We start from the raw sequence: 15,296 nt of genomic DNA, 5'->3' as shown, positions 1-15,296 counted from the left end.
GAGGTCTTTTGAAATTTCTTCAATAAAACAACTAATTTTTATTTTCAAAATACGAATGAAAGGCTAATTAATAAAATTAAGATCCCTGCGGCTGTCGTAATGTTCTCGTAAATCTTACCAGGTAACAGCAACGCAGTGATAATAGATGCAATTAATCCGATTATTGCTATACATAATGAAGGAAGAGGGAGTTCCTTAAACTTTTTTAGCTTTTTAAAGAACAAAGCTGGAGCATCACCGCCATCTGCGAGGGTCACAAGGAGTGTTGTTACCCTAAATAAATGAAACGGTCATCGTTGAAAAACCAGCTAAGATAATAGTTGCGTTATTTATCCAGTGCCGTTACAAAGGGACTTTCCTTTTATTAAACGCCCCATGTGCAGCCATATAAACTGCAAGTCGGAGTGAAATGATATAAATCACCACTAGTACTATTAACATAATGATAACCGCTTTGGGAGCATCTTCCTTCCTTTTAAGTCTCATGGCCATAAGTCCAATTACTTCTATTCCTCCATAATCGTAAAAGTCATAGATTAAGAATGACCAAAAACCTTTCCAACCTTTCGGGAAATAGTTCATTGACTAAAATTAGGCAACCCAGCATGTTTTACATCCCCGTGAATCCATCCGACACGGCAGCCGCTGCAAGAATAATAAAAATAACAATAGCCGCCGTTTTGATAACGGTCAGTAAATAAAACCCTCATTGCCGATTAAAACGACAATAATCGTGAGAATGGCGTATCCAGCTGCAAAGAGCCAAAGAGGAACATTTGGAAGCCAAAATCTTGATAAGGTCGAAAGAGCCGTTAATTGGCCACCCATAATGAGGATGTTTGAACTCCAATAGTTCCAGCCGCGCTAAATTTGACCCAACGCCCATAAGCTTTGTTTGCATAGTAGCAGAAAGATCCAACTTGAGGATCTTCAGCCGTCATTTTAGCTAATAAGCTGTATACAATATAGGTTCCAATAGCTGCGAAAAAAATCCAGTACAAATAGTGCAGCAAACCCCTATTAAGGACAATTGCACCTTTTTAAATTTTCTTCTTCACTACCCTTATTATGACCACTAGGAAAAAAAATCCATGCAGTAACTCCTCACATATTCAAATTCCTTTTCAAAGCAAGTAGGTATTTAGATTACCTGTTTCTCTGAACATTCTCTAATTGAATTCATACATATTCATCCCGCCTAAAAATGTAATTGTGAGAAATTACCATTCTTAATACACATTTTTTGGGATAACTTCATTTTTTGTGGATAACTTAAAAATGAAATCTTAAATCTTAAATGAAAGGATACATATATGAAAACAAAATGGGTTTTATTTGCTATTCTTTCTACCATAGTCAATCTGCTTTCTGGCTGTGAATCATTAGCGGTCTTAGATCCTAAAGGACCTCAAGCCCAAACGCAAGCCAATGTGATTTGGCTATCAATTGCGATCATGACGGTTATTGTTATTGTTGTTTGTGCTATTTTAGTCTTTGTGTTAGCGAAATACCGTGACTCTAAACTACCTAAAGATTATGAACCACCCTACATTGAAGGGAATCATATTGTTGAATCGATTATTGTGGGGGTGCCAATTTTAATCGTCATTTTCTTCTCCGTTGTTTCTGTAATTTCCAACAATAAAGTGGAAGCCACGCCGGAAGGGTACAAAGGTCAAGATCCATTAGTTATTTACGCTTCGTCATCTGACTGGAAGTGGCATTTTAGTTATCCAGAAAACGATATCGAGACAATAAACTACTTGTATATTCCAACAAATCGACCACTTGAATTTAAACTTTATTCATTCGGGCCTATCACGAGTTTCTGGATTCCACAACTTGGCGGTCAAAAATATGCCATGTCTAACATGGTGACCACATTACACTTAGCAGCGGACGAATCAGGGGAAATGATGGGACGAAATGCAAACTTTAGTGGGAAAGGATTCGCAGAAAATACGTTCCACGTCGAAGCGATATCTCAAGATAAGTTTGATGAATGGGTAAAGGAAGTTAAAGAAACTGCGAATCCTATTACTGAAGTAAGATTCAATGAATTATTAAAACCGGGTCATGAGGGACAGTTAACGTTTACTGGAACACATTTAGGCTTCTCACCAGCTCCAGAAGGTGAAAATGCTGGACATCATCATGGTTCAAGTGACTCTAACTCGAATTCAAAAGGTGAACATATGGAGCATGATCATAAGTCAAGTAATAGTAAAGAAAAATCAGCACACAATCATGAATAATTTCTTAGTCCAACTCAAGAAAAATCGTTTCAGAAAGGAAACACAAAAGTATGGGTTTTTTCTCTAGATTTCTTATACCAAATCCTAGTCCTGTCATTTACTCATCAATGGTGGCCATTGGTGTTACTGTTCTCTTGATCATTGTTGGTTTAACCCACTTTAAAAAATGGTTTCATTTATGGAGTGGCTGGCTTACAACGGTCGATCATAAAAGAATAGGTATTATGTATCTTATATCTGCGTTGTTGATGCTATTTCGTGGTGGAGTAGATGCTGTGATGATGCGTGCGCAACTTGCCGTACCGGATAACAAATTATTAGATTCACAGCACTATAATGAAATTTTTTCAACACACGGGGTTGTGATGATTCTCTTTATGGCGATGCCGTACATTATGGCCTTAATGAATTTCGTAGTGCCATTACAAATTGGAGCCCGAGATGTAGCATTCCCACGTCTAAATGCCATAAGTTTCTGGTTATTTTTTATGGGTGCGATGCTATTCAACATCTCTTTTGTAATTGGTGGTTCTCCTGATGCAGGGTGGTCATCTTATTTCCCGCTTGCAGGTAATGAATTTAGCCCGCATGTTGGAACGAATTATTATATGATTGGTATTCAGATAGCCGGAATAGGCACATTAATGACGGGGATAAACTTTTTGACGACCATTCTTAAAATGAGAGCACCCGGTATGACATTAATGAAACTGCCAATGTTTACATGGTCTTCTTTAGTCACAAGCATTATTATCATTTTCGCATTCCCTGTATTAACAGTGGCGCTGATCATGGGAACAATGGATCGACTATTCGCAACCAAGTTTTTCACAATCACTGATGGCGGTATGGATATGCTTTGGGCTAACCTGTTCTGGGTTTGGGGACATCCTGAAGTATATATCTTAATCTTGCCTGCATTTGGTCTTTTTAGTGAGATTATCCCAACCTTTTCACGACGTAACCTATATGGCTATCGATCAATGGTTGCTTCAATGGTATTTATCTCTATATATTCATTCTTCGTTTGGACGCACCATTTCTTTACAATGGGGCAAGCAGCATATGTTAATAGTATTTTCTCGATTACAACGATGGTAATTGCTATTCCGACTGGAATCAAGATCTTTAACTGGTTGTTCACGATGTGGAAAGGTAGAATCAGATTTACTGTACCTATGCTTTATTCAATAGGTTTCATACCTCTTTTCACAATAGGTGGAGTTACCGGGGTTATGCTTGCGATGTCAGCGGCGGATTATCAATACCATAATACAATGTTTTTAGTAGCTCACTTCCACAATGTCATTATTCCGGGTGTAGTATTTGCTGTGCTTGGTGCCGGTACTTACTACTGGCCGAAAATGTTTGGTTTCATGTTAAATGAAAGAATTGGGAAATGGGCGTTCTGGTTTCTAACCATTGGTTTTTGCTTAGCATTCTTCCCTATGTATATCACTGGTTTAGATGGTCAAGCACGTCGTATGTACACATTTTCTGAATCGACTGGATTTGGACCATTGAATATGATTTCGTTTATCGGGACAGCATTAATGGCAATCAGTTTTGTATTAATCGTATATACGATTTATTATAGCATTCGCCATGCTTCAAGAGATGTTAGTGATGATCCGTGGGATGCACGTTCCCTTGAATGGGCTACTCATAACCCCGTACCAGAATATAACTTTGCTATTATTCCACAAGTGAACTCACGGGAAACGTTTTGGGATGCTAAATATAAAGGTCATGAATTATTCAAGGGTGACTATGAAAAAATTCATATGCCCAATAACACCGGCGGACCGTTTATCATGTCCTGCATCTTCTTTGTCTTTGGATTTGCGTTAGTATTCAGCATATGGTTTCTTGCGATTATTGGGTTAATCGGCATCTTTGTTTGCATGGCTTATCGTTCATTCGAAATAGATCATGGGCATTACATTTCTGTAGAAGAAATTAAAGAGACAGAAGCAAAATTTGGGGGTGTTAGTAAATGGAAATAGATCACTCGCAACCTCTTGAATATAGTACGGAACAAAATCGTCTAAATATTTTAGGCTTCTGGATTTTCCTTGGAGCCGAAATTATGCTTTTTGGAACACTCTTTGCATCATATTTTACATTAGTTGATCGTACGGGTAACGGTCCTATTGGAGCAGAAATTTTTGAAATCACTCCAGTACTTGCTGAAACATTTTTGCTCTTAACAAGCAGTTTTGTCATCGGGCTTGGAATTCATGCTATGCGACTTGGCAACAAGAAAGCCATGTTGACATTCTTCGTAATCACTCTTCTTCTTGGAGTAGGATTCATAGGATTTGAAATTACTGAGTTCATTACCTATTATCGCGAAGGAGCTACACTGCAAACTAGTGCATTTACATCGATGCTCTTTACAACATTAGGGACACATGGAGCACATGTTACATTAGGACTTTTCTGGGGGTCATTCATTATCCTTCAAGTGAAAAACCGCGGATTGACACCTGAAACAGCCAATAAATCCTTCATTTTTTCTCTTTACTGGCATTTCTTGGATATCGTTTGGATCTTCATCTTCACCTTTATCTACATGAAAGGAATGACATAAACATGAAGGAATTTTTCCCGGCTAAACAAGTATGGGGTTTTGTATTTTCATTGATATTGACGGTTGTAGCTCTTTTGGTTTACTTCTTCAATATGTCAAAAGCAACAGGCATGACGATTTTTATATTGACAGCATTCATACAAGCAGCTGTTCAACTAGTTGTGTTTATGCACGCTCGAGAAACTGATGATAGCAAATCAATTTTTATGACTCTATATTGCGCTATATTCCTAGCTCTAATTACTGTCTTCGGTACAATATTATGTATGATCTGGGGTTGGAGTTATTGATATGAAACAGTTGGGAAACAGAAGGCGAATTATGAGTAATTGAAGTTGGAAATAGGGACAATGAGCCATGAATAGGGAAAAGTTTAGAATGCACTATCACAATATAACTGCTGATAAAGGGGTATGGCTTTTGTAATTCCCTTTTAAGGTTATTTCCAACGTTTAAACATTCTCGCTATTCAAATTAAATAATACACTCTACTCTAATGGATGCATTGTTATTTAAGTATATGTATTTAATGTTTTGATTATGGAATCTAACTAATGGGGGTCTTTAGTGACAGAAACAAGCGATTTGCTGGGGGAAATAGCCACTGATAGTGCTTGGGGAAAAGTAATAGCAAGGTGTTTGATGTGGGGAAAGGGTATCAAATAGAAATTACTATTTCTCCAGATGCAATGAAGCTTATCTAGAACTTCATCGTGAAAATCCTACTCGTGAGTTATATGTTCTTCATACTAATCGTAAGAACCCCAATATCAAAAAATGTGTAGGTGTAAGGCGATAGTGAAAAGACTGGATTTATTACAGCAAATAAAAGCAATAAATAATATGGAAAAACTAACAATAGGTCCAATTGAAAGGCAAGTAGAGATGATTATTCTATACTTGCCTTTTAATTTATATGTACTCACTTATAAAGTAAGTTAAACAATAGCTAAGTTCTTTTTGCATATTAAAGTAACAGATGGTGCTAGCAAAATAACTAAGGAATCAGTTGAACAACCGTGTGTCTTTTGGCTTCTTTTCGCATGTTTTCTTTAGATAAGACACACATCCCATACTTACAATAAAAAACGACCTCCAGGGGGAGAGGGAAAATCACACTGCAGCCGAATTATATCCTTTCACAATCTCCAACAAAAACGGTGCTGCGAAATTTTGAAGGTGCGATAACAACATATCCTGAACCTGAGCATTATACTCCTGGACTTGCGGATGATTATTGGGGTATATCCTGATATGGAAGATAAACGATCAGATATAGGTGTATTCTGTTTAATGAACGACAAGCAATTTTAGTGCCTGAAGGACTGAAACGAATGCATCGACGGGAAAATTACGTGACTAACCCAGAGCATGCTTCATTGAAAAACCAGCTTGGAAAGAAAGATCTGTTAAAAGAAGAGAAATTCCAGGCACAGCAAAAAAGAGCACTCCAAAGGGAGATGAATATCATGGAGATGTGTCCATGGTGTGAGAAAGGGAGCTTGCATCGGTAAAGGGGACGGTGTATTGGGAACTGATTCGAAACAGATTGAAACAAACGAAGTACAGTGAGCTAATGAACATGAAAAGGCTGTTGAAACTTAACTACTTTGACTTTTAGAATGGCTCTTTTCGTAAAGATTGTTGTTTTTAAAACGAAACTATTTAAGGTTGATTGGAGCGGAAGTGCGAGACTCCTGCGGGAGCAGCGGGACAGGTGAGACCCCACAGGCGTTTACGCCGAGGAGGCTCACCGCCCGCACCAAGGAAAGCGAGCATCTGGAGGGGAAATCAACCACAACTCACTACCTGGTAAATAGCAACAAAGTATGTGAAAACAGCCTTTAGAATAAAGGATAAATTACCAATCCCCTCATTTTAGGCAGAAAAAGCGTAAATCGCTTTTTCTATCTTTGATGAAGGGGATTTTCCCAATCACTAAAAGTAAACAATCGGGTCATTGAATATTTGAAGTAATACCGCACATTATGCGGCATGAATGAACATGCTTTTAATGATGAACATAAAAGGCTAAAGCGTGAATGAGTACAAAAAATTTCCCGTCTTTACAAGGATGGAATTAATAAGGAATGAGAAGGATATTTATATTGTATTTTCAGCTTATATCGAATGCGGTTCTTGTAGAAAAATCGTATATTCTTATAAATTGAGGAAGAAAAAACCAAATCGATTTCTAAAAAAGTGGACGGAAGCGAAAGTTTCCGATATATTAAAGCAGAAATCATAGTTATTTTAGGGGGGCTCGACATTATGAGACCATTTTATTTATATTTAATGAAATTTCGACAACCAAAGGAAATTGATTCAATCACTAAATTTGCCAATCATGCCTATCAGGATCATGGCTTTCCAAAACAGTCGACTGATTATAATGAAGTGAGCAGTTATTTAGAATTGAATGCAGACTATCTCGAAAGTATGTCAGTATTCGATCATGCATGGGAACAATATGTCCAAATAGAAGAAGGACTCCTATTGGGAGATCAGGAATAGGGAGGATCGGAAGGATGCTTAAAAGCCTTCAAACCCGAATTTTGCTTTATTCTTTACTTATAGCAAGTGTTCCTGTTCTGATATTGGGAATCATATCCTATGAATCACAACGGTCCCTGCTGGAAAAGGAAGCAAAAAATGCCTTGAATGCAGGTTCGATGAATATTGTAAATGAAGCATATAGCTATTTGAACGAACGGATCAGTGATGTGAAGTTAATGAGTACGAATTCGGTAATCATCAATCCTGACTCTTCAAAAGAAGAGAAGTCAGTTGAACTAAAAAAGTTTATCGATGCAAAAGGAAATTATTACGGTGTCTTGCATTTGGATATGGAAGGCAATGTCATTGCAGATACCTCCAATAAAATGATCGGGGATAACCTCGCGAAGAGAATATGGTTCAAAGAGGCCAAAGAAGGTCATGAATTCCTTTCTGACGTATATAAAACCAAGGCTTACTCAGAACCCATAATTGCTTTAAGTGCGCCGGTATATGATAATACAGGGAAGATGACCGGTGTTGTGTCTCCAGCTTTCCGATTGGAAGGGCTTTGGGAGATGATGGAGAAAAAGGCTAATGAAATTAGCGATAAATACCCAGTGGACTTTTTCATGATTAATCAGGACGGTATCATGATTTCGAAAAAAAAACCACATGGCGTCATTCAGGATTCAGCCTTGGAGGAAATGGGATTAACGAAGGAACAACTGATGGAAGCTTCGTTATCGGATGAATTGTACAGTGCAGAGAATGGGGAAAAAATACATTCTATCCAGCCTGTCCATACGATAGCACAAACGGAGAATAAGTGGTTTGTTGTTGTTGGTGCAGATAAGAAACAGGTGTTTCAGCCTTTGAATGACCTTTTATCACGGTATCTGACCATCTACAGCATCGTATTTGTTTCTATCATTCTGGCAGTCTATTTACTTACAAAGACACTTGTGCGTCCAGTTCAAGATCTTGTCGAAGCGACTGAAGATTTCATTGAAGGGAAGGAATTCGTCGTTTCCAATAAAAGAAGCTTCGAAGAAATGGAAAAATTGAATCTCGCCTTTCTAAGAATGATGGAAACGATAGAAGATCGTGAAAAGGAAATCGTCCGTACAGAAAAATTAAAATACGTTGGCCAGCTTGCTGCCGGGGTCGCCCATGAAATCAGGAACCCGCTGACGACAATAAAGGGCTTTTTCCAACTATTGAAGAGCCAGGATCATGATAAAACATTAATAGAAAAATATAGTGATGTCATGCTGCATGAAGTGGATCGGGTCAATGTATTCGTGACACAACTTCTTGATTTGGCTAAACCTCATCAATTAGAATGGGAGAAAATAGATTTAAAAGATTTCCTTGATGAAATTATAGATACCTATACTTCTTCAATTCCTAGTTCTCCTGTAAAATTAATTAATGGAGTGACACAATCCGTCTTTGTTTATTCAGACAAAAACCGGTTAAGACAGGTCCTCTTGAATGTCCTGAATAATTCTTCTGAAGCTATCGAAGCAAAAGGCCAGATTGAACTACACCTGACTGCCGTGTCCCAATATGTAAAATTAATGATCAGAGATGATGGAAAAGGCATCAGTCCCGAGAATTTTAAAAAAATCGGCATGCCCTTTTATACCACTAAACCTGATGGAAACGGCTTAGGTGTAGCGACCTGCATCCAGATAATGGAGGAATTAAAAGGGAGATTCCAAATTGAGAGCGTTTACGACGAAGGAACGAAAGTGACGCTCATAATCCCTACTACGAACCGTCTCATAAAATGAGACGGCTTTTTGGTTGTAGTAAAATAATGTACAGGGTTTTTCATTCCTCTTTAATAAAATGGCAAGTTACTTATCTAAATGAGCAAAATGCCCTCTCTTTTCCATTAACCTCCATGTTTGTTTGTGCATATAATTTACTAATCAACGATAAGGACCATATTGGGGGATGTCTCTTATGGGCAAAAAAAAACAGCCGAAATATAAATTAGGCGATACAGTCGTAATAACAATGTATGGGACAGTCGGGAAAATAACCGATGTCAAATTTCTCGATGGTGCTTATGTGTATGAAGTGAACTATAGTGAAGGTCTTTATATCGAAAAAACATTGCAATCCATAAATGAATATGAAGGAGAAATCCTTTATCAAAAAGAACAAATCGATATTGAATATAAATATTTATTAGGTGACTTAGTCCAGGTAGATGGATATGAACAGGATTATTTCAAGATAATCGGTTATCGAACGGAGATTTGGCGCTATAAGGAAAATGCCTGGGAGGATGTAATCTATGAGTTATCAAGAATCTCGGATGGTGAATGGCTTGAAGCGCATGAAGAAGAACTGACTTTGATAGCCGATGCTAAACGTGCAGATGGGATCATTAAAAAGTTAGGACTGCTCCTTTCTAAAAAGAATAATGAGCTTGCTATCATTGCTAAACAAAACAACCCTGGTAAAGGTGAGCGAGAAATGACAATGACAAAAAATGAAAAAAAGGAAATGATTGATGGACTGTTGGATTTATATAATGATTATTGTAAGCTCTATGAACATTTTGGCGATGATGAATATCGTCATATCATGAAGATTGCCCTTGCTAAAATTGAAAAAGCGGCAGAGGAAATTTACCCAGATCATAAAAAAAAGCAAACGAAGTGAAAAGTATGCCAAACTTTTAAAGGATCAATTTCCAAGTTTCTTAAAAAACCATTTAATTGGCCGAGAAGGGACCATGGTAAATGTAGGTCCTTAAAATGATTTTCCATAATGGAATGCCTTACTGGAATATTTGTCTCTACACACTCATAGACCTTTAATTAAGGGGGCGATGATTTGCGAGAAATTGAGGTTTTTATTGATACAGAAGAGATAGCGGAATTCTTTTTTCAAGAATTGATAAGACGGGGCTATCTTCCAACAGAAGCTGAAGTTGAAGATCTTGCTGACATCACATTCGAGTATCTTCTTGAAAAATGCATAATTGATGAAGAAGTCGATGAGTAACCTGTCATACGACGGTTAGCAGCTTCCTTTCCCTTAATTTTAAAAACCATTAAAAAAAGACGGCGGACCTCCGCCGTTTTGTTTGCAATTTAGAAGGGGGTGCCAAAAGCCTTTTCTTGATTACCAGTTTTCCTTATCTTTTAAGTCTCTAGGATAAGGTTCAATTTTCCTAACTTGTGGCTGATATGGTATAGTAGTTTTGAATATCATTTCAACCACAAGTTAAGGAGGACATAGTTGTATGAGCGTACATATTGGTGCAAAAGAAAATGAAATTGCGGAAACGGTCTTACTTCCTGGGGATCCGTTGCGTGCAAAATATATTGCTGAAACATTTTTAGAAGATGCTAAACTTTACAATGAAGTTCGTAACATGTTTGGATATACAGGAACGTATAAAGGGAAACGAATTTCTGTCCAAGGCACAGGCATGGGTGTCCCATCCATTTCCATCTACGTAAATGAATTGATGAACAGCTATAATGTCCAGAAACTGATTCGCGTTGGAACTGCAGGGGCCATTCAAAAAGATGTAAAAGTCAGGGATGTAATCCTTGCGATGAGTGCTTCCACCGATTCCCAAATGAACCGCATGACTTTCGGAGGAGTGGACTTTGCCCCAACCGCGGATTTCGATTTATTAAGAAAAGCTTATGACGCGGGCACAGCTAAGGGCTTGCAATTGAAGGTCGGCAATGTATTTACGGCCGATCAGTTTTATAACGATAATAGTGAATTGGAAAAATGGGCAAAATACCAAATCCTTGCGATAGAAATGGAATCAGCAGCCCTATACACGCTTGCTGCTAAATTTGGCCGCCAAGCTTTATCTGTATTAACCATTTCCGATCACATCTTAACCGGTGAGGAAACATCGTCGGATGAGCGCCAGTCAACTTTTAACGAAATGGTTGAAGTGGCATTGGAAGCAGCTATCCAAGACTGATAATTGGCTGTGTTACGGCGGGTGACCAGGAATAAGTGATGCTGGATAATGAAAGTTGGGATAGAGGCTCATTCATTCCTTGGTATCCGCATTTTTGTAATGTCGAGGCTCATTCAGGAATTGCCTGGGTGTCCTTAGTGTTCCATTTGATTTACCGTTTACTGAGGGTTATAAAAATACATATGATCATAAGTTGTTATTTTTGATAACAATTATTTTTCGATTGGCATGAAAGCTGATAAAATAGAATGAAATCGTTTATATCGTCATGAAGAATGAAAGTGGTGAGGCTAAGTGGAAGAAGAAAATCAAAAACAGCCAAAAGAGGCAGGGAAATTCATTAAAATAAAGAAGTTTACGTTCATTATGGGGATTTTCTTAGTCATATTTCTAACAGCAGGGATTACTACAATAGCCTTGACCTTTGGAGATGAAAAAGTAGAGTCATTAGCACCTGATAAACATGCGGAATTTGAAAAGCTGTATTCTACATACGATACAATAAAGGGTAACTACTATGAAAAGATTGATCAAGACAAGCTGGTTGACGGGGCAATTAATGGAATGATTAAATCATTGGATGACCCTTACTCTGCATATATGGATAAAAAGGAAGCATCTAGTTTCCATGAGAGCATCTCTTCATCTTTTGAAGGAATCGGTGCAGAGATTCAGGAGCAGGATGGAAAAATCATGGTCGTCTCACCAATAAAAGGGTCCCCAGCAGAAAAAGCAGGGGTAAAACCGAATGATATCATTTTGAGTGTGAACGGTAAAAGCGTTGAAGGACTAAGCTCTTCTGAAGCTGTCCTGAAAATCAGGGGCAAAAAGGGTACGAAAGTGGATTTGTCCATCTCAAGAGCTGGTGAGTCGGAACCGATTGAGCTCACGATTAAACGTGATACAATTCCGATTGAAACAGTTTATGCGGAAATGCTTGATGATGGAGTTGCAAAAATTCAAGTGACCAGTTTTTCCGAACATACAGTCCAAGAGCTGAAAACGTCGCTTGAAGAGATGTCGAAGAAGGATATGAAGGGTCTTGTATTGGATTTGCGAGGAAACCCAGGGGGACTGCTTGACCAAGCAATAAAAATGGCAAGCCTGTTCATACCTAATGGGAAAGTGGTCCTTCAAGTTGAGGATCGCAGCGGGAAAAAAGAAGTCTATAAATCGAAGAATGATGGAGAGCTGAAGATACCGGTAGTCGTGTTGATTGATGATGGCAGTGCCAGCGCTTCTGAAATTGTTGCGGCCGCTGTCAGTGAATCTGCGGACATTCCTTTGATCGGAGTCAAATCATTTGGGAAAGGGACTGTGCAGACTGCCCAAGACTTTGATGATGGATCAAACTTCAAATATACGGCAGCCAAATGGTTGACTCCTGAAGGCAATTGGATTCATAAGAAAGGGATCAAGCCGGATATTAATGTGAAGCTTCCTGATTATGCCAGCCTTCCATTTATTTCACCGGATAAGGAATTGAAAGCATCTGATTCTTCCAGTGAAGTGAAAGCAGCCGAAGAGATGCTGAAGGTAGCAGGTTATAATCCAGGCAAGATAGATGGATTCTTTGATGAAGCAACTACAAATGCGGTAAAAGCGTTCCAAAGGGAACATAAAATTAAAGAAACTGGTACCATCAAAGATGATACTACCGTGAAATTGATGCAGGTCATCCGGGAAAAAATACTAAAAAACGACACACAAGTGAAAAAAGCGGTTGAAGTATTAAAGAAAGAAATCAAATAAATGGAAAAGCCTGTCAGCGATTATCGTTGGCAGGCTTTTTTGTCGTTCAATGAATAGTATTCCAATATAAGGTAAAAGATATGGTTAATTTTCCGATGAGGTGAGGTAATGAAAGAAAAGGTACTGTTCATATATCTAATGGTCTGGATTCTGGCAGGTTGCACCTATGCACCTTTACCTAAACAAAATGGAAATGCAGGTACGGAAAAAAAGCTAACCAAAGAAGTGATCCAAGAAGGCGTGAAAACATTTCTGTTAATTGGTGTTGATTCTCGCGGGGAGGAAAAATCTAGATCAGATGCGATTATACTGGCAAAATACTTTCCAGAGCAGGAAAAACTAAAGCTTGCTTCCATTATGCGTGATAGTTATGTGAAAATCCCTGGTGATAAATCAGCATATAACAAAATAAATGCTGCTTATTATTATGGTGGAAAGGAGCTGCTAAAGAAAACCATTCAGGAAAACCTTGATGTCAAGGTCGATCATGTTGCAGTTATTGACTTTCAGGGATTTGTGAAGATGGTGGATTTGCTTGCCCCTGAGGGGGTAGTGGTGGATGTGGATCAGGAAATTATTGATGATATGAGCATTCAAGCAAGCGTCGGTAAAAATGTTTTACATGGTGAGGAAATATTGAAATATGTCCGTTTTAGACATGACGATGAAAGTGATTTTGGAAGGGTAGAGCGTCAACAGGAAGTATTGGTTCAATTAAAATCAGCGTTTATAAATCAAATCACATCCATCGAAGGGATAGCGACCCTACCTAGTATAATCGAACAAGGGCTTTCGTATTTAAATACTGATATTGGGGTGAAAACGATAATGGAAATGGGTCCAGAAGCAGTCTTCCATACACCGGACATCGTTGAAACTCTAAGGATCCCCGTAGAAGGAAGCTATAAAGATGAATTATATCCCCATACCGGAGCCGTGTTGGAAATGGACTATACTAAAAATAAGAAGGCACTTCAGGAATTTTTTACAAAATAAGAATAACTAATCGTCATTTGTTATCGAAAACATCAATCGAAAGAAGTGATTTGTTCAAATCACTTAAATTATTTTATAATAGACCTCGCAAGAATATTACTATTTGATCTTCTTTAAAAAACGAGAGGGATACTTAAATCCGTCTCGTCTTTTTATATCAATAAAATGACCTGGATCACTTAACAAAATGCGGAATGTTTTTTACAAAATCCGATGCAATGATGCCGTTTTCTGTAATGATGCCGGTAATTAGCTGATTCGGTGTAACGTCAAAGGCTGGATTGAATGTCTTCACGTTTTCCGGAGCGATCCGTACACCTTGAATGAAGGTGATTTCCGCTTCATCCCGTTCTTCGATCGGGATGGATGAGCCGGATTCGATAGAAAGGTCGAATGTGCTTGATGGGGCAGCCACATAAAAAGGGATACTAAAGTGCCTGGCTAATATGGCCAATCCCAATGTCCCGATTTTATTGGCTGTATCACCATTAGCCGCAATTCTGTCGGCACCAACTATAATTCCATTGATCCGTTTCTGAAGAATCGTATGTGCAGCCATATTATCGGAAATTAAGGTGACGTCAACTCCTGATTGCATCAGTTCCCAAGCAGTCAAACGCGCCCCTTGCAGGACAGGCCTGGTTTCACAAGCGTACACTTTTAGCGGAAAGCCCCTTTCTTTTGCAAGGTGGAATGGAGCCAAGGCTGTTCCATAACGGGCTGTGGCAATCCCACCAGCGTTGCAATGCGTTAAGATGGAATCTCCTTTAGCGAATAAGGATAAACCATGTTCCCCGATTTTCCTGCACATTTCTTCATCCTCAGTAAAGATGGCTTTGGCTTCCGTTACAAGTGCATCCTTGGCAGTTGAAATGCTTTGTGCTGCTTGCAAGGTGCTTTCCATCCTCTTTAATGCCCAAAAAAGGTTGACCGCAGTAGGCCTGGAAGAGGCGAGCTTTTCAATATGCCCCGTTACATTCTTCTTGAATTCCCCTAATTCAGTGGTTGTTTCCTGTTTGGCACCGAGTGCAACGCCAAATGCTGCCGTCAGTCCGATTGCAGGGGCGCCGCGTACCTTTAATGTCAAAATGCTGTCGTATACATCATCAACTGAATGAAGTTCAATGAATTCAGTTAAGGAAGGCAGGGCCTGTTGATTTAATAATGTAATATGGGTATCATCCCATTGGACCGAATATGGTAAGGGTGCTAGTGTCGTCATGTACAGGTC

13 protein-coding genes and 1 pseudogene are annotated in these 15,296 nt (G+C 38.7%); 12 read left to right on the top strand and 2 right to left on the bottom strand.

Features of this window, described 5'->3' with window-relative positions:
* Positions 1-68: 68 nt before the first annotated feature.
* Positions 69-1,036 (bottom strand): annotated as a pseudogene (locus UP17_RS29740) (amino acid permease); the annotation flags it as partial.
* Between the two features lie 277 nt (positions 1,037-1,313).
* Here UP17_RS29740 and qoxA point away from each other — a divergent pair.
* The 12 genes from qoxA to UP17_RS14195 all read left to right on the top strand — a co-directional run bounded on the left by qoxA (position 1,314) and on the right by UP17_RS14195 (position 14,065).
* Positions 1,314-2,255 (top strand): cytochrome aa3 quinol oxidase subunit II, encoded by a 942-nt coding sequence (qoxA, locus tag UP17_RS14250; protein WP_061463595.1) that lies wholly within the window; start codon positions 1,314-1,316, stop codon positions 2,253-2,255.
* Positions 2,256-2,305: 50 nt separating this feature from the next.
* Positions 2,306-4,261 (top strand): cytochrome aa3 quinol oxidase subunit I, encoded by a 1,956-nt coding sequence (gene qoxB, locus UP17_RS14245; protein WP_061463594.1) that lies wholly within the window; start codon positions 2,306-2,308, stop codon positions 4,259-4,261.
* Positions 4,252-4,848: a cytochrome aa3 quinol oxidase subunit III gene (gene qoxC / locus UP17_RS14240; RefSeq protein ID WP_061463593.1), complete on the top strand. Its 597-nt coding sequence runs from the start codon at positions 4,252-4,254 to the stop codon at positions 4,846-4,848. Before qoxB ends, qoxC begins: the two co-directional genes overlap by 10 nt.
* 2 nt (positions 4,849-4,850) lie before the next feature.
* Entirely contained in the window at positions 4,851-5,138 is a 288-nt protein-coding gene (qoxD, locus tag UP17_RS14235; RefSeq protein ID WP_061463592.1) for a cytochrome aa3 quinol oxidase subunit IV, read from the top strand.
* Positions 5,139-5,960: 822 nt separating this feature from the next.
* The gene (locus UP17_RS28895) at positions 5,961-6,101 is read left to right on the top strand and encodes a hypothetical protein (protein WP_434218700.1); all 141 of its coding nucleotides are present in this window, start codon (positions 5,961-5,963) and stop codon (positions 6,099-6,101) included.
* A 1,018-nt stretch (positions 6,102-7,119) separates the two neighbouring features.
* A complete protein-coding gene (locus tag UP17_RS14220) occupies positions 7,120-7,362 on the top strand; it encodes a YozE family protein (protein WP_061463589.1) in 243 nt (80 codons plus the stop codon).
* 14 nt (positions 7,363-7,376) lie between these two features.
* Complete coding sequence (locus UP17_RS14215; RefSeq protein WP_061463588.1) at positions 7,377-9,143, top strand: ATP-binding protein; 1,767 nt, start codon at positions 7,377-7,379, stop codon at positions 9,141-9,143.
* A 175-nt stretch (positions 9,144-9,318) separates the two neighbouring features.
* The gene (locus UP17_RS14210) at positions 9,319-10,026 is read left to right on the top strand and encodes a hypothetical protein (RefSeq protein WP_061463587.1); all 708 of its coding nucleotides are present in this window, start codon (positions 9,319-9,321) and stop codon (positions 10,024-10,026) included.
* 174 nt (positions 10,027-10,200) lie between these two features.
* A complete protein-coding gene (locus UP17_RS26640; RefSeq protein WP_064505166.1) occupies positions 10,201-10,371 on the top strand; it encodes a YozD family protein in 171 nt (56 codons plus the stop codon).
* A 241-nt stretch (positions 10,372-10,612) separates the two neighbouring features.
* Positions 10,613-11,317, top strand: coding sequence for a purine-nucleoside phosphorylase (gene deoD / locus UP17_RS14205; protein ID WP_061463586.1), 705 nt, complete (start codon positions 10,613-10,615; stop codon positions 11,315-11,317).
* Between the two features lie 294 nt (positions 11,318-11,611).
* The gene (locus UP17_RS14200) at positions 11,612-13,069 is read left to right on the top strand and encodes a lmo1851 family serine protease (RefSeq protein WP_061463585.1); all 1,458 of its coding nucleotides are present in this window, start codon (positions 11,612-11,614) and stop codon (positions 13,067-13,069) included.
* A 108-nt stretch (positions 13,070-13,177) separates the two neighbouring features.
* Positions 13,178-14,065 (top strand): LCP family protein, encoded by an 888-nt coding sequence (locus tag UP17_RS14195; RefSeq protein ID WP_061463584.1) that lies wholly within the window; start codon positions 13,178-13,180, stop codon positions 14,063-14,065.
* Between the two features lie 175 nt (positions 14,066-14,240).
* On the opposite strand, the gene mtnA is transcribed toward UP17_RS14195, so the two are convergent.
* Positions 14,241-15,287, bottom strand: a complete 1,047-nt coding sequence (gene mtnA, locus UP17_RS14190; protein WP_061463583.1) for an S-methyl-5-thioribose-1-phosphate isomerase — start codon at positions 15,285-15,287, stop codon at positions 14,241-14,243.
* Between the last annotated feature and the right edge of the window lie 9 nt (positions 15,288-15,296).

It is taken from the genome of Peribacillus simplex (genome assembly GCF_001578185.1).
Classification (GTDB): Bacteria; Bacillota; Bacilli; order Bacillales; family DSM-1321; genus Peribacillus; species Peribacillus simplex_A.
The sequence above is the reverse complement of the archived record's forward strand: the minus strand, read 5'-3'. Positions and strand labels throughout refer to the sequence as shown.

Bases quoted from the DNA above. Each gene is read 5' to 3' on its own strand.
- qoxA (WP_061463595.1), top strand. From the start codon at position 1,314: ATGAAAACAAAATGGGTTTTATTTGCTATTCTTTCTACCATAGTCAAT.
- qoxB (WP_061463594.1), top strand. From the start codon at position 2,306: ATGGGTTTTTTCTCTAGATTTCTTATACCAAATCCTAGTCCTGTCATT.
- qoxC (WP_061463593.1), top strand. From the start codon at position 4,252: ATGGAAATAGATCACTCGCAACCTCTTGAATATAGTACGGAACAAAAT.
- qoxD (WP_061463592.1), top strand. From the start codon at position 4,851: ATGAAGGAATTTTTCCCGGCTAAACAAGTATGGGGTTTTGTATTTTCA.
- UP17_RS14220 (WP_061463589.1), top strand. From the start codon at position 7,120: ATGAGACCATTTTATTTATATTTAATGAAATTTCGACAACCAAAGGAA.
- UP17_RS14215 (WP_061463588.1), top strand. From the start codon at position 7,377: ATGCTTAAAAGCCTTCAAACCCGAATTTTGCTTTATTCTTTACTTATA.
- UP17_RS14210 (WP_061463587.1), top strand. From the start codon at position 9,319: ATGGGCAAAAAAAAACAGCCGAAATATAAATTAGGCGATACAGTCGTA.
- deoD (WP_061463586.1), top strand. From the start codon at position 10,613: ATGAGCGTACATATTGGTGCAAAAGAAAATGAAATTGCGGAAACGGTC.
- UP17_RS14195 (WP_061463584.1), top strand. From the start codon at position 13,178: ATGAAAGAAAAGGTACTGTTCATATATCTAATGGTCTGGATTCTGGCA.
- mtnA (WP_061463583.1), bottom strand. From the start codon at position 15,287: ATGACGACACTAGCACCCTTACCATATTCGGTCCAATGGGATGATACC.